Below are 22662 nucleotides of genomic sequence, written 5' to 3' on the forward strand. Positions count from 1 at the left end.
ATTCGTTGATTCAATCAAAGTTCCGTTGTTGTAAAATAGCCTTTTTCCTGATAATTTCAAGCCCATGTTCATACAAAAACTAGAACAAGCCCAATCAAACAACAACTCATTGGTATGTGTCGGTTTGGACCCCAATCAAGAAAAAATTGCCCCGCTTGGTGTGGATTTAATCACCTGGCTGAAAGGTATTGTCGATGCCACCGCGGCACATGTCTGTGCCTTCAAACCACAAATTGCTTATTTCTCCGCACTGCAAGCCGAATCAGAACTGACTGAAATCATCAACTACATCCACCACAAATACCCCAATGTGCCGGTGATTCTGGATGCCAAACGCGGCGACATTGGCAGTACCGCTGAACAGTATGCCAAAGAGGCCTTCGAGCGCTACCAAGCCGATGCCGTCACCGTTAATCCTTACATGGGTGGTGACACCATTGAACCCTATAGCTCACAGGCAGATAAAGGCGTGGTGGTGTTGTGTAAGACATCCAATGCGGGTTCCGGCGAATTACAAAACCTGAAACTTGATAATGGCCGAACCCTGTTTCAAGAAGTCGCCCACAAAGCCACCACCAGCTGGAATACAAACAACAACATACTCTTGGTGGTCGGTGCCACATACCCCGAAGAATTGGCTCAAATCCGCCAAACTGTGGGTGACATGCCCTTACTGATCCCTGGCATCGGTGCCCAAGGCGGCGATGTCAAAGCCACCTTGAATGCCGGTTTACGCAGTGACGGCAAGGGCCTGATCATCTCCTCATCGCGCGGCATTATTTTCGCTGGTAAGGATAAAGACAATTACGCCGCAGCGGCTGAACAAGCTTGTATAGAATTAAAGAATTTAGTCAATCAGTTCAGATAAGCTTCTTCCGCCGGTTATTGAAGTGTTAAACCCCGCTCATCCATCAAGGCATTAACCAGTTTTCGCTGCGCCATGTTCCGCGCTGCAATAGGTGGGTATATCAAAGGCAAGAAAGTGAGCAAGCCAAAACCATTTTTGATGGTACTGAACAACGCCACCCCAACCAAGAACCCCATAATAAAAGTATCGTAACGTTTGGTCTTTTTCATGATTTCGGCGTGTTTAATCAGTTCATCATCGGATAACTGAGAAAGGTCTTGTTTGGACATTTGATTATATTAATTATGGCATATCATTAATTTACAGGAACATGCATCAAAGCTGCATGAAAAGTCCTAGAAAAATAGCCCTAATGTGCTATTTTATATTCACAGGCATAAGAGTAAAATGGCATTAAAAGAAGCACAACATCTGTCCAGCACTCGGGGGCTTGCTGACAGATAAAGACCACAACAAACCTGGGATAAGCCATGGAAAAAATCAGTCACCAACAAGAACAAAATACATCACTGCTGAGACGAATATTGCCTGTCTTGGTTGTTTTAGCAGTTGTTTTTCTGCTCCTTCAATTTATGGCCTCGATGAAAACCGAACCAGCTAAACTGCCCGAGCAGCCGCAAGGATTTTTGGTTGAGACCCATAGCTTAGAGCCGACAGATTTGACCTTGACCATCTCATCACAAGGCACTTTACACGCCAAACGACAAATCGCGCTGTTAACCGAAATCAGTGGTAAAGTGTTAACAATGAGTCCAGCTTTTACCGCCGGTGGTCGCTTTGATGCAGGCGATGTTTTGGTCACTTTGGATCCTGCCGATTACCGCGTCGCAGTGGCCAGGGCCGAGGCCAATTTAGCCAGCGCCCAAGCAGCACTGGATTTGGAACAGGCCAAATCTGATCAAGCGCAGAAAGATTGGGACTCTTTTGGTAAAAAAGGCCAGCCCAGTGATTTACTGCTGAATAAACCACAATTGGCCGGCGCCAAAGCCAGTTTGAAAGCCGCTCAGGCAGATTTGATGAAAGCGCGCCGTGATTTAGAAAAAACCGAAATCAAAGCACCTTTTGCTGGTACCGTACTTAGTAAGGCTGTGGACTTGGGGCAGTATGTTGGTTTATCTGGTCAGCTGGGTATGCTGGCTGGTACCGAAGTGGGTGAAGTGCGTTTACCGTTGAGCAATTCGGACATCAGTAAATTGAATTTGAAAAACCGTGACTTAACTGAGCAACCACTCTCGGTGGTTTTCAGCGACGATACAGGCCAACAAATCCAAGGCACCATCAAACGTTTAGAGGCACAAAAAGACAGCCGCACTTTGATGAATTATGCGGTGGCAGAAATCAATCAGCCATTTGCAGAAAACATTTTATTCAACACCTTCCTCCAAGCTGAAATCACAGGATCGACTTACCAAGACGTTTACGCCATCCCCTCGGCATGGATGATGCCCAATGACCAAGTGGCGATTTATGCTGATGATAAGTTGACAATAAAATCCTTGGATGTTTTTCATAAAACCGATACTTATTTCTACGTCAACCAAGGCCTCAGTACCAGCGACCAGGTCATCACCACGCCGATTCAAGCACCTGAAAACGGCATGTTGCTGCGGCGCAAGACAACAACCGAAGATGATAAAGCCAATCAAGCAGCCAGCGAAACCGTGGGTGCAGTGTTGCATGAGCAACTGACGGCAGAGACTGAGTTGTGAGGGGCTTGTCATGAAAAAACAATGGGATCAAGGCATCATTTACTGGTTCGCCAGTAATCCAGTTGCCGCTAATTTAATGATGGTCTGTTTGCTCATCGGTGGTTTGTATTCAGCCTGGACAATGAAAAAAGAAATGTTCCCGGCCACCTCGGTCAACCAAGTGCAAATCACCATGGCCTATCCGGGTGCTGCACCTGATGAAGTCGAAAAGGGCATTTGCGTTAAGGTCGAAGACGCGGTGACCGGCTTGGAAGGCATTGATAAAACCACTTGCGTGGCCAATGAGGGATTCGCTAACGCCAGTATCGAAATAGGCAATGATTACGATGTCAAAAACGTCATGGCCGAAATCAAAAACCGCGTCGATGGCATCAATTCATTCCCGGAACAAGCGGAAAAGCCCATCATCAGCGAAATCCTAATCCAACAGCCTGTGCTGTTTTTATCGGTTTACGGCAACGTACCTGAAGACAATCTGTTGCAAGCCACCCGTGATGTCCGCGATGACCTGATTGATTTACCTGATGTGTCGATGGCCAGTTTGGTTGGTAGCCGAGACTATGAAATTGCCATTGAAGTGCAGGAGAACACCTTGCGCCAGTATCAAATCACTTTTGATGAGATTGCGCAAGCACTGCGTGCGGCATCGATTGATTTACCAGGTGGCTCTATCAAAACCGACCGCGGCGATGTATTATTGCGCGCGGTTGGACAATCCTACACCGGAGTGGAGTTTGCTAACACCATCATTCGCACCAACCCTGATGGCTCACGCTTGTTACTCAAAGACATCGCAAACATCAAAGACGGCTTTGTTGAAACTGCTGATATTGGCACCTTTGATGGCAAACCAGCCATCAGCATCCAAGTCAATGCAGTGGAAAATGAATCGGTGTTGATCATTTCTGACCAAGTCAATGCCTACGTCGATGAGATGCAAAGCAAACTGCCCCCGAACATGTCCATGGCCAGTTGGTCTGATACTTCACACTATGTGCGCGGTCGCCTCGACATGATGGAACGCAACATGCTGCAAGGGGCCGTTTTGGTGTTACTCACTTTGACCTTATTTTTGCGCTTGAAAGTGGCTTTCTGGGTGATGTTGGGTTTGCCGGTGGCATTCTTGGGCGCCTTTATGTTTTTGCCTTTGACTGGCATCAGCATCAACATGCTCAGCATGTTTGGTTTCATTTTAGTCTTGGGTATTGTGGTCGATGATGCCATTGTTATTGGTGAAAGCGCTTATTCTGAGATTCAACACAAAGGCCACTCGTTAAAAAACGTGGTGGTGGGTGCCCAACGGGTGGCCACACCAGCGACTTTCGGGGTGTTAACCACCATTGCAGCATTTGCGCCGATGTTGTTTGTTGGGACCTTATTCGGCTCATTTTTTGAGGCCATCGGCTGGGTGGTGATTTTGTGCTTGCTGTTTTCATTGGTGGAGTCAAAACTGATCTTGCCAGCACATTTGGCGCACATGAAGTCTGATGACATTGGCACCAAAAACCCAGGCCCATTACTGCGCCTACAACGCAAGGTCAACAGCGGTCTTGAATACGTCATCACCCACTGGTATAGGCCTACCATTGGTCGCGCCATCAATCGACCCGGGCTGACATTAACGGTCTTTGTCGGAATCTTTGTACTCAGTTTGGGCTTGATTCAGAACAATTTGGTGCGCTTTGTGATGATGCCAGATTTTGTTGCTGATTTTGTGCAAGCGGATTTTGCCATGGCCCAAGGCACCCCACAAGAAACCACTGAACAGGTCTTGAACCAGGTAGAGGAAGCTCTGGTGCGCTTGGACAAAGACGTCAGTGAATCTGTGGGCTTGGAAAACGGCGCGGTTTATAACCATCGCCTCTCTTTCATTGATTCTCAAGTCTCTGGCAAAGTCATTGTGGAATTGGTGAAAGAAGAAAATACCGTGATCGATGGCAAGGAAATGCTCAAGCGTTGGACCGAATACATTGGTGAAATACCGGGTGCCACCCACATCGGCACCATGTCATTGACCGGTCCGGGCCAAGGTCCTGATGTCAGTTTAAAACTGGTCGGCAGCGACACCGAAGAACTGCGCCTGGCGGCGGATATCTTAGCCAATAAATTGGCTGATTATGAGGGCGTATCAGACGTGCGTAATTCAATTGAGGCCGGCAAGGATGAGATTGAATTTTCAATCAAACCACTGGGGGAAAACCTTGGCCTCAGCCAAAACGACATCGGGCGACAAATACGCCAGGCCTATTATGGCGAAGAGGTCCAGCGCCTACAACGCGGCAATGACGAGGTGAAAGTGATGTTGCGCTATGACCGAGCCACCCGTGAATCACTGAAATCGCTGGATGAATTACGCGTTCGCACCGCCCAAGGCGATGAACTACCTTTGAGCACAGTGGCCGAAATCAACCTCGGCAAAGCCGCCAACTCCATCGAACGGGTCAACCGCAAACGCGCGGCCAGAATCACTGCCATGGTTGATAAAGCCATCGCTGATCCACAAACCATCATTAGTGAATTGATGCCTGAAATGGGCCAACCCATCGTGCCAGAATACCCTGAAGTGACTTATGACTTGGATGGCATGAGTAAAGAGATGACTGAGTTGATGCAAAACCTTGGTGTGGGTATGCTATCGGCGGTGATTTTGATTTATGTGCTGTTGGCGATTCCATTGAAATCATACCTACAACCATTGATCATCATGTTAGTGATTCCTTTCGGTATCACCGGCGCGATTGTCGGTCATTTATTACTGGGCATGACTTTCAGTATGATGTCCATTTTTGGGGTGATTGCGCTGACTGGCGTGGTGGTGAATGACTCGCTGGTGATGGTCGATTACATCAACAAAGAACGCAATGAAGGCATAGACATCATCAGCGCGGTTAAACATGCAGGCGCCAAACGTTTCCGGGCCATTTTATTGACTTCACTGACCACCTTCTTTGGCTTACTACCGATCATGTTTGAAACCTCCTTACAAGCCAAAGTGATCATTCCCATGGCAGTGTCGTTGGCTTTTGGCATCCTGTTCGCCACAGTAATCACCTTGATTCTGATCCCCTCACTGTATGCCATATTGGAACGTTTCAAGTACCGTTTTATTAGGGTTGATGGTTACCAACGCAAAGGTGGAACCACTGCACCGGTTATGAATGAGTAAGCTTTTGGAGTAATAAATCAGTATTTTTAGGAAATTAAGGACATTTTTTTTAACTTTTGGTGTCAGCGTGTAAAAGAAGTGAAATTTTGAGGTATGATACGCTTTTTTTAACGTCTAGGAATTAATAACCCATGAAAAAATCTATAACCTTAATTGCAATCTTCATATCAATGAGCTCTGTCTTTTATTTTAATGATTCTCAGGCACTCAACGAAGGACCCCCACCAGCTGTACGTGAGTGTATCCATTATATTGATGGCTACCCTAATCCTTATGGTTTAATTGGACCAAATTCCAGTTGCCCTTCACCACCTCATAACGTACCACAACTATTCAAAAATGCTCAAGGCGTAATCCAACTAGACGTTCCTGGTGCACATAATTGTGAAGTCAAAGACCTACCAATGTATTGATAAAAACTGATAACCACACGTTAAAAGCCAGAGCTTCGTTCAAAGCTTTGGCTTTTTTATTGGATACTCTTACTTATAAGATTTTAATTAAAGCTTGAGGAAAAGGATTACTAGATAATTGAATTTCACTAATAAAAAAATTGAGTTAAACTAGATCAATCTTTTTCGCTTAATGAGTATGAGATATTTAACTTGCTTCCTTATTTGTATTTCATTCAATTCACTGTCCTTAACTTATAACTTTCAACATCTGAATGATTTTCAAGACCTGAATGATTCTCGAGTAATTGATTTTGAAGAGGATAAACATGGTTTCATCTGGCTTGCGACTAGCTCTAACTTATATCGGTACGATGGCTATGAGTACCTTAATCTAAACCAAATTTTACATACTGATCAAAAAAAAATAGAAGGTATAACTGATATCGGTTTATCCTCTGATAACCGCATATGGATTCTTACCAAGGAAAAAGGGGTTTTTGTCTATGATTATAGCACCATTCAAAAGTTACAATTAAATCGAAACGGCCTCATTGAAGATTTAACACCTTCTCACATGACATTTCACAATGACAAAGCATGGATGGCTGATTCTGATGTTTTATTTTCATTGGATGAAACAGGCCTTAACAGGTTTTCACTGCCAGAAAATACTCAGAAAAAATATCATTCAATCAAAACAATAGCGTCGGTCAGAGACAGCTTAGCTCTTGTTACATTGAATGATGTTTTTATTTTTGACACTGTAAATTCAAAATTCAAGAACATTAGTTTTGATGCTGCGACAAAACCTCTGATATGGAATGCTCATATAGATGATTTCGATAACATGTGGGTTGCCACAGATTCTGGTGTGTTTTTAATGGAATATGGCCAAAAACAATTATCTCCATTTCAACCGGGTCTGATTCCATCAATTATCGTGTCTATAGAAAGCGACCAAAGCGATATCTGGTTTGCATCAGCCACTACAGGTCTTTTTCAATACAGGAAAAAAACTGGTCAAATATATCAACATCAAAAGTCTTTAGACCAAAACTCAATACCTGAGAATGAACTAACATCTTTGTTTAAAGATGAAATTGGACAAATTTGGATCTCAACTTTCACCGGATTACTGGCTAAGTTCAACCCCACTTTTCCAAAACTTAAGCAAAACCTGAATTGTGATACAACGGCTGCTATTTATGAGGTTATTGAATTTGAAAACAAATTATTTATTGCTGCCGAGGATGGTATTGCCATTGCATCTACAGATTTAAATACTTGTCATTTTATTCCAACCAAACCCACTGCTTTTGACGATGAGGGTTTTGTTCCAACATCTTTTTTTGTGGATTCACAAGAAAACTTTTGGATTGGTAGTGAAGTTGGATTACACCAGTTGGACTATGATGGCAAAACCATAAAAAGTAACATAAAAGCAAAAGAACTATCTGGAGTCAGCACTATATTGGGGCAGGTTGATGAAGAGCATCTTCTCATAGCCAGCGGCTTTGAATTATACCTTTTCGAAATACTGACTAAAAATTTCATCGAATTAAAAATTATTTCAACCAAAGAAAATAATTTAAACAAAATCAAACATAATGGCTCGATTAAATTCAAGGACCATTTCTTTTTAGCTTCTAATCACGGTATATTAATTTTTAATACCAAATCAAAAAAATTAGTTTTAGCTGACTTAATTAACTCTCAGCTTCCCACTCAGCAAACAACAGCAATTTCATACAATAATGACTCTATTTATATAGGAACAATGAATTATGGGTTGTTTGAACACGACACAATAAATCAGATCACTAAACAACTTATTCCTGAATCTATTTTACCTTCAGAAATAAATAATGTTGTTGCTGATAACAATGGAAACGTATGGTTATCTAGTAACATAGGGCTTATTAAGTACAACCACATTTCGCAAGCAGCCAGCTTATTTAATGCAAATAATGGCGTTCCAAAATTCAAAGCTGTATCTAAATCAAGCTTTATCGATAGCAAACAAAACATTTATATTGGCACTAGGGATGGCTTACTTAAATTCAGTTCAAACTTATCAGAAAACTCAAACAATATTTTAAAACCTGTTTTGACACATTTAAAACGGTTCAATGAGCAAGTAAAAATTGGTCAGTCTTATGATGGGTTTGAAATTAACAAAGATATAAATTTATTGGAAAAGTTAGAGTTATCTCATTTGGACTATGTAACTAGTTTTAACTTTTCTGCTACAAGTAACACAGACCCAGAAAACACCACGTACTCTTATCAACTTCAAGGATTTGATCCTGATTGGAACACAGTTGGTTCTGATAATCGTTTCGCTACATACACAAATTTGCCAAGTGGTGATTATGAACTGAAGATAAGAGCTGCACATTTAGACGGGGGTTTCAGTCAAAAAATTAAAACTTTAAGTATACAAGTCCTTCCTCCGCCCTGGCTGACATGGTGGGCCATCAGTGCCTATGTATTACTGGCTTTGTTTTCAATTTATTGGTACGTACAAAGAAAAATCAAAACCAACAAAGCCATCGCTGAACAATTGCGCTTAGAAGTGGCAGAAAAAACCAAAGAACTCAACATCCAGAAACAGACAGTTGAGTCTTTGTTGGTGAAAAAGAACGAACTCTTTTCTAATGTATCACATGAGTTTCGCACGCCCCTGACATTAATTTTAGGGCCAATCAAAGAATTGATTAACAAGCAAGTAGATCAAGAGGACACCCGCAGCCTGAAGATGATCAACCGCAGCGCCAATCGACTACTTTCCTTGGTTGAGCAGTTACTACAAATCGCGCGGGTCAGCGACACAGAACAAGTCAACACCACACCCCAAAACACCCAAAATCAAGTGGCGTCACTGGTTGAGTCATTTCAGTATTTAGCTGATTCAAAACACATCAAGCTCGATTTAAAGCACAATGACCAAGCCACCATCGATGTCACTGATCAGTTCATTGATGCAGTTTTAGGTAATCTGGTTTCTAATGCCATCAAGTACACCCAGTCTGGTGGTCACGTAGAGGTTACTTCTAAAACCACTGATGATTCATTGGTGTTGTCAGTCAGTGACAACGGCGCAGGTTTAACCGCTGAACAACAAAAGGACATTTTCAAACGTTTCAGAAGACTGGATTCACACCAAGCAATCGAAGGCATCGGTATTGGTTTATCGGTGGTTGAGGAAGTGGTTAAAGTCAACAATGGCGAAATCCAAGTCAGCAGTGAGCTCGGGGTGGGTAGTGAATTTATCGTACGCATACCACTGGCTGAAGCTGTGGCTGAGATCGAATCATCACACATCAGCACTTTAATCGAACAATTACAAAATGAATCAATAGAAGCCAAAGATGAATCGACAGTGGCAGTTAATAACGTGGAAAACAGAGACCTAAACACCGTATTAGTGATTGAAGACAATCACGACATGCGCGAACACATCGTCTCTATTGTTAGCCCATTTTACAACTGTATTACAGCTGAAAACGGTGTGAAGGGTGTTGCGACAGCAATTGAACAAGTCCCTGACATCATCATCAGTGATGTGATGATGCCTGAAATGGATGGCTTCAAAGTGGCCAGGGTCATTCGTGCTGATCAGCGGACTTCCCACATACCACTGATGTTATTGACCGCTTTGAATGACAAAGTCAGTCGCATCAAAGGTTGGCGTGAAAATGTTGATGCTTATATGGCTAAACCATTTGATCGTGATGAATTATTGGTGCAGCTGGAGAACATGCTGACCATCAGGGATATTTTAAAAACCAAAGCAGGACAAGAAGTTAAGTCCGGTAAGTCAACATCCAAGGTATTGCCTAAAAAAGACCAAGAATTTGTCGACCAACTGATTCAGGTGATTGAAGAAAACTACATGGATCCCATTCTGAACCGTGCCAAGATTGCCAGTAAAATGGCTGTTTCAGACCGCCAACTTCAAAGGAAAATCAAAGCCTTAATCGACCAAAATCCGATGGACATGCTGCGAGAGTATCGCTTGAACAAATCAAAAGAATTACTCAAAGATGGCTACCAAGTTGGCATTGTTGCTGATAATTGTGGATTCAACTCTGTGTCTTATTTTTCACAGTGTTTCAAGGCACAATTCGGTATGACCGCAAAAACCTACCAACAAACTGCCAAATAAAAAAAGCAGCCATAAAAAGGCTGCTTTTAAAAGACAGGTGAAACTGGAATAATTAAGGTTTACTGTATTTCACAATAATATACTTCACTTCCTACTGCACCAGATCGGTGACAACCAGCTGGTATACCAGGCCCACCCATTTCCCACATTCTAGTTAACATATTACAAAGTCTAGCTGAACCAAAACAGCTTGGTGCAGGGTAGTTAACCTCAATGGGTGGTAGTTCAATGTCGACCAGTAATTCTGACCAGTTTATACTAACTACTTTCTGTTCAAACTCAAAACTCATAGCCTCTCCGTCTAAATCAGTCGCCAAGGCGTTTAAAGATATTGTCGCCATCAATAAAATCATAATTTTTTTCATATCATTTTCCTTTTGTTTATTTTCAATAAATCGTTTACTTAATCTCGCAATAAACTACTTCACTACCAACGGCACCAGATCTATGACAACCTGCAGGAATATCTGTACGGCCCATCTCCCAAAGTGTCAAAACAAGATTACACAAAGGCAGATTTCCCAGACACCTTGGGGGATCAATCGGTGGATCCATTGGGTTTGGGAAAGCCAGTAATTGATTCATGTCTATGGCGTATTCGACCTGTCCAATCTCAAATTCAAATAGGTTGGCATTTTTTTCACCTTGTTCTTGAGCCATTAAGCCCAAAGACACTAGCAACATCATAACAGTCATAATTTTTTTCATATTTCGATCTCCATTAGAGGTTAATTAATAATAATTTCATGTGATTGAAATCAGTGCCTAGTTTATAAAGGTTGGTTGAAATTAGTTATCAAAATTAGGACAAAAAAATCAAGTTTTTAGCCGCTACCATCTGATGAGTTTTTGTAATCAAATACTGGGATGAAAGTTAAAAAAAATGACTTAATTTTGATAACTAGTTTTTTGATAGATCAAGACAATGTTCAACATGAGTTTTTACTCATTTTTATCAATAATTAATTTTGGAGAAATCATGAAGAACATATATTTTTTATTATTAACGACCATCCTGACCGGATTTTCACTTCCTAGTTCAGCAGTCGAAAAAGATTACGGCTTTTGCTACAGTTGTACGGAATCAGACAAGCAACGTGTTGCTAGATCAAAAATAGGGTATCACAACAATAAACATGTCACTGTTGTGAACAGATACACCAGACAAGCCACAACATACAATGTTTACAAAATAGTTGAGCCTGGCTTATTTCAAGTCTTGACATCAAGAATGAATACAAGCCAACAAGCTCAAAATTTTGTTAATGATGCATTTGAAATTATCGATGCCATTAATTCAACTCAAGAAGGAATCCCTGTTAACCTACTTCCTGGTTCTGGATCAGCAGGCTTTCCTAATACTGTTCATGATTTGGTTGGAAACTTTAACGGACAGCAAAGGGTTTTAAGGGCTTTGCAAGATTACGTCACTTCTCAATCAGGAGTACGATTCACCACTTGGACGAATAAAGTGGCAAAATTTTTGGATGAAAGTGGCAATCTAGATAGCAAAGAGTGGACTGTTTTTTTCAATGACAGCAGCAGTGTAACTTTTGATTTTAGCGGCACAACTCAAGATGGGACAACAGGGTCATTCAAGATTAAAGTTAAACAGTCACCAAACTCAATGGTTGACTCAGATGGCAACACACTTCCTGATATTGGCTTGAGCGGTTTTCCAGGAAACACCTTTACTGTAACTGGTGGCGGTGGCGGTGGTAATATCGTTTCATGGTTGAGCATGATAAGCCGATTGAGGATTCAGGCCGATTTAGAAAATGACAGTGGAAATTTCACCCTTCACTGTTACTGGACTTCAAACAACACAGTCCAATGTGACCCACTGTAATATAATCTGACATATACATTAATTGTCAAGGCCATCAACCCATCAGGGTTGGTGGTTTTTTTATTCAGGCTCTGAAGTTACTTTCCAATAAAATGAACTGATCAAGCATTTCTGTTCTCGTCAATTATTCAACCAAACCTTTTCACAAATTGATTGAAAGCCCATGTATCTATAACTGATACATTTCACCTTTAAAAAATTTAAACACTTTCCCTCCCTGCAAGAGGGCTTCAAGACAGTATGCCTGTTTGATCAATCAAACACCTTGTCTTTATCAGCTTGTATCAATGGTGAAAGCATTCTCAAACTTAAAATATCTAGAATTGTCATTTTTTATATTTATGGTCCCTATTTTGATAACTAAAAAAATTGAGTATCCCGATAATAGGCGACGTGTATTAATCACATTTTATTAAATCATTCAATTATGGAGAACAACATGAAAACTTTATATATGGCATTTATGATGATGCTGCCCTTAACCACTCTGGCTGAAGCGAAGCCTGATTTTAATCATCAAATGACGGATACTGGTTTTGATATTCAGTGGCAACAAACTGGTGACACGCTTTATTTTTCACAAAGCTACAAAGATCAATTCTCAGGTCAACAAATGGTCATCACAAAACGCATCGATACAGTTACGAAAAATCAGAACAATCAAATGGAAGTGTCCATCTTTTCAGACAATGGTTTCATGGTTTTTAAGCCCACTCAACTTGTAGATGAAATGCTGAATGACAAGTCAACAGGTGAAAAATCTGAAGAATTACAATTATTCCTGTCTGTGGTTCACAGCCAAATGGTTGCAGATGTCAATCGTCAGCTTACTGAAGAAGTTTCAGTCAGTTTAAAAAGGGGCGCATGTTCTGCAGCAACTTCTTATGTCGCTTTTACTTGGAATCAATTCATGCAAGCAGTTATTGCCGGGAACAATGGTGCAGCTAATTATTGGATGTTTGAAAACCAATGGGCTATTTCAGAAATGCGAATCTTTTGCGAAATACGTTAATACTACTTAATAAATAAAAAGGAAAATAAAATGAATATATTCAAAACACTAATCACCATCACTCTATTTGGAGTGATGTTCCAAGTGGCTGCCAAAAAGCCTACTGAACTGAATCAAGTCGCTGAAAACCGTTATGAACAAAAACAATTAAACCTGAAGGACTCGACAGTTGTAAACCACAGTTTTGTCGATGCTGAATCAGGTGAATTCTTGAACATAAGCAGTCGTACCAGCTTTGCAAGTCAAAAGAAAGGCGAAAATAACACTGAATTTCATATCAGCAGTAATCGCGGATCATTGATTATCAACCAACAAGGCATAACCATTCAGATGGACGGTCACATTGAATTGATTCAACACCATGAGAAATCACTTAAAAAGATAACTTCCCAGGCTGTATTGAATCATGATCTGTTATTGCAAATGCAAGAGGAAATCGAACAGCAGGCACTTGGATTGAAACGAGGATCTTCGTGCGATGCTGCAACAACCGGCGCTGCACATGCCGTCGGCATGTATGCACGCGCATTATTCTCCGGTGATTGGGACGGTGCAAACTTTTGGTACAGTGTTTATCAAGGGCATGTTTACAACATGCGTACTTTCTGTGAAATTCAATAAGAAAATGATATTGTTATCACAAGCCACTCTATACGGTGGCTTGTGAAATTAAGACCAAACAAATCTGAATCCGAAACTTGAAATTTAGCCACCTGAGAATCAATCAGTTGTGGATACCCCCATAAGTCGATTCATACAGTATCTGAGGACAAAATATAATAGCTGGTTCACCTGAATGGGCTAATATGATAGGAATACATTGCAATTATAAGAATGTAAAGATCTCATGGTTTGTTTGTTTTGTGGTATTATTGTTTTATTGACAATGTATTTGTCCAAAAGATATAAATATAAAACCCAATCATTCGAATCTTATTTTCACTGAAATCAATATTCCTTAATACAATAATGAAGGTTCTTGATTAACAATTATTATTTTTTACATACTTAAGCTTACTTTTTATATTTTTCTCGAACAAATAACCAACTAAGCTTAAAGTGAATTCTTGTTCATTCTTTATCAAGTAACTTGCTATTTCTGGCACCCAATTGCTTCAATTTGTCGGCTTGAGAAATCAGATTGCCGCGACCACTCTTAAGTTTGTTTTCAGCTGCATACCAGGCTTCATCGGCTTGTTTCAGGCGGAATTTGATGTCATTGAGGTTCTCGACAAAACCAACCAGTTTGTCGTACATTTTACCGGCGCGATCAGCGATGAGCTGGGCGTTTTTGTTTTGGTTTTCGTTTTGCCACAATACCATCACAGTGCGTAAGGTGGCCAATAAATTACTGGCTGATACCACCAACACATTTTTCTTATAGGCGTCTTCCAGTAAGTTTGGTTGGGCGTTTATGGCGTCCAGATAGGCCGACTCAATCGGTACAAACATCAACACAAAATCCAATGAATCCAGCTGTTCAATGTCGTGGTAGGATTTTTTGGTCAAGCCATCGATGTGGCTTTTCATGCTTTGCACATGTTGTTTCAGTTGTTTTTGGCGTTCGGTATCGGTCTCTGCGTTGACGTATTGTTCAAAAGCGGTGAGTGACACTTTGGCATCCACAATCATGGTTTTATTTTGTGGTAAGTGAATCAATACATCAGGGCGCAGACGTTTGTTGTCATCGGTTGAAAATGACACTTCGGTTTCGTATTCACGGCCTTTTTCTAGCCCGGCCACATCCAACAATCGATGGAGCACCATTTCACCCCAATTTCCTTGGGTTTTACTCTCTGAAGTCAACGCTTTGGTCAGATCCTCGGCTTTCTTATTCAGCTCCTGATTGAGTTGATAAACTCGCTCGATTTCAGATTTCATTGACTTTTGTTGCGCCAAGCCTTCAGTCGCATTGCGGTTGATCAGGGTTTGAAACTCTTGCAGCTGCTTCTGTAAGGGCGTGACCACTTGATTCATTTGTTCTTTGTTGCGGTCTGTGAATTTGGCGGTTTTTTCTTCTAGAATTTTCTGTCCTAATGTACTGAAGTGATCGGACATGGTGGCTTGAGAATTTTTGATGAACTCGGTTTGTTCCAAAAACCGCTGTTGTTGGTGCTCCACTTCAGACTTTAACTCAGTCAGCTGTTTTTCTGCTTGGATCAGGGCTTGTTGACGCTCATCGGCGAGTATGGCTTTTTCTTGGCTGTATTTATGTTGTTCGGCCAACTTAACCGTCAATTTATTTAAGCGCATCAACTCGCGATCTTGCTGCTCATTTTCTTGTTCTGTCTTTTCCAGTTCGTGCTGGATTTGTGTCAGTTGTTGGTTCAGCATTTGTTCCACAGCTTGGCGCTTTTCTGCGGCCAAATCTGCAATCTGTTGGTGGGCTTTGCGCCACAACAACCAAGCCATGAGGGCGGTTAAAACAACACCCAAAAACAAACTCGCCAGCAGGCTTTCTAGCAAGTAATTTTCTGCAAAACTCAAAAGGTTATTCATGCGTTATATGCTATCATCTAGTGCATTCAAAACCTAGGGTATTTAGCGTGAGAGTTTTCAAATATTTATTTTTCGCCTTGCTGTTTTTGGTTGTTGCTTTTTATGCCTATGGCTTCTTTTTCTTAGAAGATGAAGTACAAGTTTCACGATCAGTGACCATCGATCGTCCGGCTAAAAAAGTATTCAAAGCAGTTAACTCAATGCATCATTTCAACAAGTGGTCACCATGGGCAAAATTAGATCCCGAGGCCAAATACGATTACGAAGGACCTGAGTTCGGCGTTGGTTCTTATATGTCTTGGACTGGTAACGAAGAAGTCGGCAGCGGCAGACAAACCATCATCGAATCGGTACCCAATGAACGGGTCAAAACTAAACTCTATTTTGATGGTCAAGGCGATGAACCTTCGTACGCCACCTACCTGATCAAAGATCTGGGTAATCAGTCGGAAGTGACATGGGTTTTCGATGCCGACTTCAATGGCGACATTCTCGGTCGTTATTTTGGCATGATGATGGATGACATGTTAGGGCCAGAATACCAAAAAGGCTTGAATAACCTCAAACAATTGGTTGAGTCACAACCGGTGTATGATTTCAGTGGCTTCAGTACAGAAAATGTACAACCACAAAGCATTCTGTATGTCAGCACCTCAGCCAATACCAACCAAGATGTGGCGCCTATTATCCAAGCGGCCTATGATGAAATTACCACATTCATGTTTGCTAATAACATTGAGTTTGCTGGCCAACCGATTGCCATCACACGCAGTTGGGAAAATGATGTGTGGGAGTTTGATGCCGCAATCCCAGTAAACATCAGCAGCATCGAGGGTGACACCGGTGATGTTATGTTAGGCCAAACCTATGCAGGCACTGCGGTAAAATACGTACAAATGGGTTCCTATGACCAAGGTGAAGCATCATACGCTTTGATGGATGCTTATTTGGTTGAAAATGAACTACAGATCAATGGTGATCTCTGGGAAGTTTATGTCAATGACCCACAAAATGTCGCTGAGGCAGATATCATCACCCATTTTTACCAACCGATTAAATAAAAAGCCTAAAAACAGCCAGAAACAAAACACCAGACACCTATGACTGATAACATCAATAACGCCCAAGAACTTTTCAGGACTGGAGAAATTCAAGAGGCACTCAATCTATTAGCCACTGATTCATCTGATCAAGCCATCAGTCTGTTGCGAGAGTACCATCTTGGTGAAGGTCAAACTGAACTGGCCAAACCATACATAGAACAGTTAGCAACAAAAGCAAGTGCCGAAGGCCTGGTCAGCCAATCGATTCAAGCGTTTTTAAAGCATGATTTTAATCAAGCCATCCAACTGGCTGAAATGGCCGTTCAAAGCAACCCACAATCAGCCACAGCTCACAACCATCTAGGTCGTGCTTTACAGAATGCAGGACAATCTGGACGGGCCAGCAAAGCATTCAAATCAGCCGTGAGGCTGGATGAAGACTATGCCCAAGGCTGGCATAACTTGGCACATACCCGTCGTGCCATTGGAGCGCTTGATGAAGCCATAGGCTTTTATCAAAAAGCCATTACTGCAGCCAAGAGCTATCAGTCGGCCTATTTTAATTTGGGTGTCACATTAGCCGCCATGGAACGACACGACGAAGCGCTGAGTACTTTTAAAAAATTAATCAAAATTAATCCAACTCATGCTTTGGCATGGGTCAATGCCGGATTAGCTCACCACGCCAAAGGTGATTTCAAAAGCGCCATAAATTGTTACGACCAAGCCATGGACATCGCTCCCAAAATGGCTTTGCCATTTACCTATAAAGGCATCCTTCTTAATGAGCTGCAAGAGACTGAACAAGCCATTAAATGTTTGAAACATGCTTTGAGTCTTGATGCCAATGAAATTGATGCATGGTGTGAATTGACCAATTTGTATGAAAAAACCAATGACCTCAAGCAGGCTGCAGCTGCCAACCAACAGGCCCAACAGTTAGATTCAACACATCCGACTGTAATGATTGATGCTGCACGCATCGCAAGAAGACAAAAAAATACAGAACAAGCCTTGGATTATTTGAATACCATTGAAGTATCCCAATTACCATTCAGAAAAGCCGTCGAATATTGGTTTGAGCGAGCCACCATATTGGATCAAGACGGTCAATTTAATGCAGCCTTCGCCTCCTATCAACAAGCCAATCAATTGGCAGCACAAAGCCCTAGAAACAAACAATTTAATCCCGATGCTCTGGATAAAAGATTGGCCACCATTGATGCAGGATTAGATCACATAAAAACACCCTCAAAACCGGGTATATTTTCTCGGCTGTTTGGTGCGCGTGACTATGCACCAAATACAGCTAAACGTGAATTGGGCAGTCATTTATGTTTTCTTATTGGCTTTCCTCGTTCCGGAACCACGCTCATTGACACCATTCTCAGCGCCAATAATGACGTCACTTCAATTGAAGAAATGCCAACGATCGAGACAGTAATTAAATACCTGTCCGAAAACAAACAAAACCCTTGGTGGCCAGATTTTAAAAATAAGGCTGATTGGCCTGTGCTCAGATCGTTGTATTTTGACCAAATTGATTCACACCTCGATCAAGGCCAGCCGCAGTTGGTTATTGATAAATTGCCTTTTAGGTTCCTGCAAGCGCTGTTTATAAAAGATTTATTCCCTCAAGCGCGTTTCCTGTTCATGGCAAGACAGCCAGCAGATGTGATTCTCAGCAATTTCATGCAGAATTACGCACCAAATGAAACCTTCATTCATTTCAATGCTTTCGATGAAACCGTTAATACCTATGATCGAAGCATGCAGTTGTGGTACCGCATACGTGAGCACTTGGGCACCCAATTGATGACTGTTAAATATGAAGATTTAGTGACTTCACCGGAGCAAACCACACAAGATGCCTGTCAATTTTTAGGAATTGATTACAAGGCTGACATGTTGAACACCCAAAAAAGACTGGCTTCAAGGGCGCGAGTCAGCACCAACAGTTATGCTCAGGTAGCTGAAGATTTGTATCAAAAATCTGTCAATCGTTGGCAACATTATAGACAAGCTTTTGAACCACACAAAGCTTTACTCGAACAACACCGCAAAGCACTTAAGTATTAATTCGGTGAGAATTAAGAGAATTCAGGCCTGACCTTACGATCCATCAGTGCCGACAAAGCCTCAACGGTGGTCATTTGCCCATGTACCACTTTCCAAACATGCTCTGTGATGGGCATATCGACCCCGTGCTTTTGGGCCAGGCGCATCACTTCATCGGTGGTGCCAATGCCCTCAACCACTTGACCGATGTTGGCCTGTGCTTCAGCTATTGATTCACCGCGGCCTAAAGCCAATCCCATGCGTCGGTTTCTTGATAAATCACCAGTGGATGTCAAAACCAAATCACCCAAACCTGATAAACCCATCAAGGTTTCAGGACGACAGCCAAGGGCTTCACCCAAGCGCATCATCTCTGCCATGCCTCGGGTCATCAATGCAGCACGGGTATTATCACCCAGCTCCATGCCATCGGCGATACCAGTGGCTAAGGCCAATACATTTTTTACTGCCCCACCCAATTCAGCACCTATCACGTCAGTTGATATGTAAGCGCGAAAATTATTGGTCTTCAAGGCTTTGCTGACTTCCATCGCAAAATCTTCATGCTGCGATGCAACCGCTACCAAGGTGGGTTTATCCATGGCCACATCTTTGGCAAATGAAGGTCCAGTTACCAGCGCCATTGGCACCGCATCACCGATGATTTCTTCAGCCACTTCATGCAAAAATCGACCGGTTCCAGGCTCAAAACCCTTACTGGCCCAAGCCAATGGACGCGCCCCAAGCAGTGGTTTTATTTGCCTTAAAATATCACCAAAAGCATGTGATGGACAAACTACCAAGACCGCTTCGCATTGTGCTATGGCTGCATCAAGATCAGTCTCTATGATGAGTTTTTCTGGAAAAACAATACCGGGCAGGTATTGTTCGTTGGTTCTGGATTGTTGCATGGCTTCCATGCCAGCTTGATTGCGTCCCCAGAGAACGGTCTCGTGGTTGCGCGATAGTTGCATCGCCAACGCCGTTCCCCAGGAACCTGCACCAAGTACAGCAAATTTCATTATTGCTTGGTACTTGAAGCAGCTTGTTCTTGTGCTTGACGCATTTGTTGTGCGTACATTTGCTCGAAATTAACTGGCTGTAACAACAACGGTTGGAAACCACCAGCCAAAACCATGTCGCTGATTTGTTGTCTGACATAAGGAAAGATTACATTCGGGCAGTAAACACCTAAAGTTTGGTGCAGGGCTTGATCATCAAAATTTTGCATACCAAAGATGCCAGCGCCACATACTTCAACCAAATAAGCAGTCTTTTCATTAACCGTGCAAGTTACTGTAGCTGTCAACGCCACCTCAAAGTTGTTCTCATCCAACTTATTGACTTTTTGGTTCATGTTCAACTTGATGTCAGGCTGTCCTTGCTCATTAAAAACCTGTGGTGCATTAGGTGCTTCAAACGACACATCTTTGGTGTAGATTTTTTGCAAAGACATGGTTGGTGCTTGTTGTTCTGCCTGTGCAGCTACTTTGTTCTCTTCTGTCATAATATCTTCCTATGTTTTGGCAGGATAATGATCCCGTTAAATGATTGAATAATGTTTGGATTAGGCTTTGCTCAATGGCAACTTCTCACTGATCCAGCTGTTGATACCACCTTGTAAATTAAACACCGATTCGAAGCCTGCTTCAGCCAAGTGCTTACCAGCTTGCGCTGAACTTTTACCGACTTGGCAATAGACCACAACCGGTTTTTTCTTCAGCTTCTCTAGTTTGGCTTTACCCGCAGTGATATCAGCCAAGGGTGCGTTGATGGCGTTCACGATGTGGCCTTCATTGAAAGCTTCTTTGGGACGCACATCGATGACTTGAGCGTTTTGTTGGTTCACCAGTCGCGTCATTTGGTCTGTGCTAACATTCTGAAAAGCTTTACTTTGTTCTTTGTATAACGCATTCAGAAATAAAAACAATGCGATAAAAAACAGCGACACCAAAAAAGGATGGTTGCCAACGAACTCGACCAGTTGCGACATGTTTATTACCTAAAAATTCAAAAGGGACAATATAAGGTATAAGCACAAAAAATCAAGTTAAAAAGCCTGAAAACCAATGATATGGTAGAGTTTGCTCTGGTTTACCCCTTAAAACTGTTTTTTCTGTGCCATGAGTTTGTTATCATGACTCGTTGTTTAACCCCCCGAGCCCACTTAAGTTGATCATTCGTTGTTACTTAATTTTGTTGTTTGTATGTTGCATGAACCACCAAGTCATGGCACAGGATGGCATGAGCGAAGAAGAAATCAGTGACAAGCTCATACAAATTCGTGAACGACTGTCAGTTTTAAAAGATGAGCTGAACCAAGCCCAAGGTGAAGAGTCAAAATTACTCATAGAGCTGGAAGCACAAGACCAAAAAATCAACCAGCAAAGAAAGTTGATACGCACCACCAAAACACAAATCGAAACAGCCAGCCAACAAATTGAAGTACTCGGTCAACAAATCGAGGAAAAAGGTGCCAGCATCAGTAATCAAAAAAACCAAATGGCTGAATTATTACGCCTGCATGTTTTTATCAATCATGACCGCATACTGAAGATGATGTTGCTGAACGCCACCACCAAGAGTGCTGAAATCACCCAACACCAAATCAAATACCTACAATACAAGCTGTATGACCTGATCAAAAGCATCGCCGAACAAATCATTCAGTTGGAGGCCTTTCAGCAACAAATCAACGAACAAAAAAGCAACTTAGAACAACAACAAAACAAGCTGCTAGCAGAACAACAAATCATGCTTGACCAAAAGCGCCAAAGGGCCTTGGTTTTGAATGATTTGCGCCGCACCATTAAAACCTACCGCAATGAAAATGAGTCGCTCAATAAAGACAATGAAAGACTCAATCAGCTGCTGCTACAACTCACTCAATTCCTTGATGATTTGCCAGAGAATTTGGGCGAAAACCTGTCCTTTGCGCAACTCAAAGGACAACTGAGCAAACCGCTGGTGGGTCAAGTCATTCGTTCCTACCGCTCACTGCGAGCCGGTTACAGTCGCTGGGACGGCGTGGTCATCGGCAATCAAGCCGGAGAAAATGTGGTGGCCTCGGCCTATGGGCGCATTGCATTTGCGGACTGGCTCAGGGGTTATGGCTTATTGATAGTGATTGATCATGGCGATGATTACATGACGCTCTATGGTCACAATGAAAGTCTATTGGTTGAGGTGGGCGATTGGGTACAGGCCGATCAAGTCATTGCCACCGCAGGCAACTCCGGCAACATCGACCCGACCGGGGTTTATTTTGAAATCAGAAAAGCCGCCGACCCAACCAATCCATTGCCTTGGTTTAAGTAGTTGGTTGGCTTGCCATTAGCCCCACCTCCCAAAAAACAACCCCAGCTGTTTTGTATATACTGAATTCACACTACATTCAGTTTCGTAGAAGTATCATGGTATCACAGTTTAAAACCCACTTATTAACCAGGAGCAGAACATGAAAAAAACAACATTAATCTTATCGCTGCTTGTCAGCGCCAGTGCTTTCAGCTTTGATTTTCCATCACCCAGTGACGCAACGGCCAAACTGGTTTTCAATCACAGCAGTGGTGCCAAGCAAATGTTTCCTGTGAAATTACTTGAGGTGAATGGTGAAAACGTGATCGTTCGAGACAGCGCAGCCTGGTTCAATGCCGGTGAGTATATTTTGAATTTTGCTTCCAATGTCGATACCCGATACACCAAAGCGTTTTTGACACCACAAGAACGTCGAAACAGCCAACTACAAGATTGGAATACAGAATTGAGAATAAAAGTTGAGTCTGGCAAAACCTACTACATTGGTTTTGATGCATCTAGCAGTGATTCGAAAGAATGGCAGCCGGTTATCTATAAAGTAGAATAACTAACAGCCATCGATTCATCCATAATAGGA

At 42.1% G+C, this 22662-nt stretch carries 19 protein-coding genes; 12 read left to right on the forward strand and 7 right to left on the reverse strand.

Going from position 1 to position 22662, the window contains the following annotated elements; all coding sequences use genetic code 11:
- Nucleotides 1-64 precede the first annotated feature (64 nt).
- Nucleotides 65-868: an orotidine-5'-phosphate decarboxylase gene (pyrF, locus tag QNI24_RS00235; protein ID WP_267176833.1), complete on the forward strand. Its 804-nt coding sequence runs from the start codon at nucleotides 65-67 to the stop codon at nucleotides 866-868.
- 14 nt (nucleotides 869-882) lie between these two features.
- Here the strand turns inward: pyrF and QNI24_RS00240 are convergent, their stop codons facing one another.
- Nucleotides 883-1137: a hypothetical protein gene (locus tag QNI24_RS00240; protein WP_267176832.1), complete on the reverse strand. Its 255-nt coding sequence runs from the start codon at nucleotides 1135-1137 to the stop codon at nucleotides 883-885.
- 201 nt (nucleotides 1138-1338) lie between these two features.
- On the opposite strand from QNI24_RS00240, the gene QNI24_RS00245 reads away from it, so the two are divergent.
- The 4 genes from QNI24_RS00245 to QNI24_RS00260 all read left to right on the forward strand — a co-directional run bounded on the left by QNI24_RS00245 (nucleotide 1339) and on the right by QNI24_RS00260 (nucleotide 10306).
- A complete protein-coding gene (locus QNI24_RS00245) occupies nucleotides 1339-2577 on the forward strand; it encodes an efflux RND transporter periplasmic adaptor subunit (protein WP_267176831.1) in 1239 nt (412 codons plus the stop codon).
- Between the two features lie 10 nt (nucleotides 2578-2587).
- Complete coding sequence (locus QNI24_RS00250) at nucleotides 2588-5743, forward strand: efflux RND transporter permease subunit (RefSeq protein WP_267176830.1); 3156 nt, start codon at nucleotides 2588-2590, stop codon at nucleotides 5741-5743.
- 131 nt (nucleotides 5744-5874) lie between these two features.
- Entirely contained in the window at nucleotides 5875-6156 is a 282-nt protein-coding gene (locus tag QNI24_RS00255) for a hypothetical protein (protein WP_267176829.1), read from the forward strand.
- A gap of 829 nt (nucleotides 6157-6985) precedes the next feature.
- A complete protein-coding gene (locus tag QNI24_RS00260; RefSeq protein ID WP_283708418.1) occupies nucleotides 6986-10306 on the forward strand; it encodes a hybrid sensor histidine kinase/response regulator transcription factor in 3321 nt (1106 codons plus the stop codon).
- 59 nt (nucleotides 10307-10365) lie between these two features.
- On the opposite strand, the gene QNI24_RS00265 is transcribed toward QNI24_RS00260, so the two are convergent.
- Together QNI24_RS00265 and QNI24_RS00270 are read right to left on the reverse strand one after the other, a co-directional pair.
- Nucleotides 10366-10671 carry a hypothetical protein gene (locus QNI24_RS00265; protein WP_267176827.1) on the reverse strand — a complete coding sequence of 102 codons (306 nt, stop codon included), beginning with the start codon at nucleotides 10669-10671 and terminating at the stop codon, nucleotides 10366-10368.
- A gap of 34 nt (nucleotides 10672-10705) precedes the next feature.
- Nucleotides 10706-11014 (reverse strand): hypothetical protein, encoded by a 309-nt coding sequence (locus QNI24_RS00270; RefSeq protein WP_267176826.1) that lies wholly within the window; start codon nucleotides 11012-11014, stop codon nucleotides 10706-10708.
- A gap of 271 nt (nucleotides 11015-11285) precedes the next feature.
- Between QNI24_RS00270 and QNI24_RS00275 the strand changes: the two genes are divergently transcribed.
- The 3 genes from QNI24_RS00275 to QNI24_RS00285 all read left to right on the forward strand — a co-directional run bounded on the left by QNI24_RS00275 (nucleotide 11286) and on the right by QNI24_RS00285 (nucleotide 13788).
- Entirely contained in the window at nucleotides 11286-12155 is an 870-nt protein-coding gene (locus tag QNI24_RS00275; RefSeq protein ID WP_267176825.1) for a hypothetical protein, read from the forward strand.
- A 439-nt stretch (nucleotides 12156-12594) separates the two neighbouring features.
- Nucleotides 12595-13167: a hypothetical protein gene (locus tag QNI24_RS00280; protein ID WP_267176824.1), complete on the forward strand. Its 573-nt coding sequence runs from the start codon at nucleotides 12595-12597 to the stop codon at nucleotides 13165-13167.
- A 30-nt stretch (nucleotides 13168-13197) separates the two neighbouring features.
- Nucleotides 13198-13788 carry a hypothetical protein gene (locus QNI24_RS00285; protein ID WP_267176823.1) on the forward strand — a complete coding sequence of 197 codons (591 nt, stop codon included), beginning with the start codon at nucleotides 13198-13200 and terminating at the stop codon, nucleotides 13786-13788.
- A gap of 450 nt (nucleotides 13789-14238) precedes the next feature.
- Here the strand turns inward: QNI24_RS00285 and QNI24_RS00290 are convergent, their stop codons facing one another.
- Nucleotides 14239-15666, reverse strand: a complete 1428-nt coding sequence (locus QNI24_RS00290; RefSeq protein ID WP_267176822.1) for a DNA recombination protein RmuC — start codon at nucleotides 15664-15666, stop codon at nucleotides 14239-14241.
- Nucleotides 15667-15713: 47 nt separating this feature from the next.
- Between QNI24_RS00290 and QNI24_RS00295 the strand changes: the two genes are divergently transcribed.
- Both QNI24_RS00295 and QNI24_RS00300 read left to right on the forward strand, forming a co-directional pair.
- Entirely contained in the window at nucleotides 15714-16727 is a 1014-nt protein-coding gene (locus QNI24_RS00295; protein ID WP_267176821.1) for an SRPBCC family protein, read from the forward strand.
- A 39-nt stretch (nucleotides 16728-16766) separates the two neighbouring features.
- Nucleotides 16767-18788 (forward strand): tetratricopeptide repeat-containing sulfotransferase family protein, encoded by a 2022-nt coding sequence (locus QNI24_RS00300; protein ID WP_267176820.1) that lies wholly within the window; start codon nucleotides 16767-16769, stop codon nucleotides 18786-18788.
- A gap of 11 nt (nucleotides 18789-18799) precedes the next feature.
- Here QNI24_RS00300 and QNI24_RS00305 read toward each other — a convergent pair whose 3' ends face one another.
- From QNI24_RS00305 to QNI24_RS00315, 3 genes are read right to left on the reverse strand one after another with little or no spacing between them, the layout of a single operon-like run.
- The gene (locus QNI24_RS00305; RefSeq protein WP_267176819.1) at nucleotides 18800-19789 is read right to left on the reverse strand and encodes an NAD(P)H-dependent glycerol-3-phosphate dehydrogenase; all 990 of its coding nucleotides are present in this window, start codon (nucleotides 19787-19789) and stop codon (nucleotides 18800-18802) included.
- Nucleotides 19789-20274 (reverse strand): protein-export chaperone SecB, encoded by a 486-nt coding sequence (gene secB, locus QNI24_RS00310; RefSeq protein ID WP_267176818.1) that lies wholly within the window; start codon nucleotides 20272-20274, stop codon nucleotides 19789-19791. Before secB ends, QNI24_RS00305 begins: the two co-directional genes overlap by 1 nt.
- A 60-nt stretch (nucleotides 20275-20334) precedes the next feature.
- Entirely contained in the window at nucleotides 20335-20760 is a 426-nt protein-coding gene (locus QNI24_RS00315) for a rhodanese-like domain-containing protein (protein ID WP_267176817.1), read from the reverse strand.
- A gap of 221 nt (nucleotides 20761-20981) precedes the next feature.
- On the opposite strand from QNI24_RS00315, the gene QNI24_RS00320 reads away from it, so the two are divergent.
- The gene (locus tag QNI24_RS00320; protein WP_267176816.1) at nucleotides 20982-22085 is read left to right on the forward strand and encodes a murein hydrolase activator EnvC family protein; all 1104 of its coding nucleotides are present in this window, start codon (nucleotides 20982-20984) and stop codon (nucleotides 22083-22085) included.
- A 139-nt stretch (nucleotides 22086-22224) separates the two neighbouring features.
- Entirely contained in the window at nucleotides 22225-22632 is a 408-nt protein-coding gene (locus tag QNI24_RS00325; RefSeq protein ID WP_267176815.1) for a hypothetical protein, read from the forward strand.
- Nucleotides 22633-22662: the final 30 nt, after the last annotated feature.

It is taken from the genome of Marinicella marina, from assembly GCF_030065545.1.
GTDB lineage: Bacteria > Pseudomonadota > Gammaproteobacteria > Xanthomonadales > Marinicellaceae > Marinicella > Marinicella marina.

Excerpts from the sequence above, each read along its gene's own strand:
- pyrF (WP_267176833.1), top strand. The coding sequence starts at position 65 with ATGTTCATACAAAAACTAGAACAAGCCCAATCAAACAACAACTCATTG.
- QNI24_RS00270 (WP_267176826.1), bottom strand. The coding sequence starts at position 11,014 with ATGAAAAAAATTATGACTGTTATGATGTTGCTAGTGTCTTTGGGCTTA.
- QNI24_RS00320 (WP_267176816.1), top strand. The coding sequence starts at position 20,982 with ATGAACCACCAAGTCATGGCACAGGATGGCATGAGCGAAGAAGAAATC.
- QNI24_RS00285 (WP_267176823.1), top strand. The coding sequence starts at position 13,198 with ATGAATATATTCAAAACACTAATCACCATCACTCTATTTGGAGTGATG.
- QNI24_RS00265 (WP_267176827.1), bottom strand. The coding sequence starts at position 10,671 with ATGAAAAAAATTATGATTTTATTGATGGCGACAATATCTTTAAACGCC.
- QNI24_RS00240 (WP_267176832.1), bottom strand. The coding sequence starts at position 1,137 with ATGTCCAAACAAGACCTTTCTCAGTTATCCGATGATGAACTGATTAAA.
- QNI24_RS00260 (WP_283708418.1), top strand. The coding sequence starts at position 6,986 with ATGTGGGTTGCCACAGATTCTGGTGTGTTTTTAATGGAATATGGCCAA.
- QNI24_RS00325 (WP_267176815.1), top strand. The coding sequence starts at position 22,225 with ATGAAAAAAACAACATTAATCTTATCGCTGCTTGTCAGCGCCAGTGCT.
- QNI24_RS00300 (WP_267176820.1), top strand. The coding sequence starts at position 16,767 with ATGACTGATAACATCAATAACGCCCAAGAACTTTTCAGGACTGGAGAA.
- QNI24_RS00290 (WP_267176822.1), bottom strand. The coding sequence starts at position 15,666 with ATGAATAACCTTTTGAGTTTTGCAGAAAATTACTTGCTAGAAAGCCTG.
- QNI24_RS00250 (WP_267176830.1), top strand. The coding sequence starts at position 2,588 with ATGAAAAAACAATGGGATCAAGGCATCATTTACTGGTTCGCCAGTAAT.
- QNI24_RS00305 (WP_267176819.1), bottom strand. The coding sequence starts at position 19,789 with ATGAAATTTGCTGTACTTGGTGCAGGTTCCTGGGGAACGGCGTTGGCG.
- QNI24_RS00245 (WP_267176831.1), top strand. The coding sequence starts at position 1,339 with ATGGAAAAAATCAGTCACCAACAAGAACAAAATACATCACTGCTGAGA.
- QNI24_RS00280 (WP_267176824.1), top strand. The coding sequence starts at position 12,595 with ATGAAAACTTTATATATGGCATTTATGATGATGCTGCCCTTAACCACT.
- QNI24_RS00255 (WP_267176829.1), top strand. The coding sequence starts at position 5,875 with ATGAAAAAATCTATAACCTTAATTGCAATCTTCATATCAATGAGCTCT.
- secB (WP_267176818.1), bottom strand. The coding sequence starts at position 20,274 with ATGACAGAAGAGAACAAAGTAGCTGCACAGGCAGAACAACAAGCACCA.
- QNI24_RS00315 (WP_267176817.1), bottom strand. The coding sequence starts at position 20,760 with ATGTCGCAACTGGTCGAGTTCGTTGGCAACCATCCTTTTTTGGTGTCG.
- QNI24_RS00275 (WP_267176825.1), top strand. The coding sequence starts at position 11,286 with ATGAAGAACATATATTTTTTATTATTAACGACCATCCTGACCGGATTT.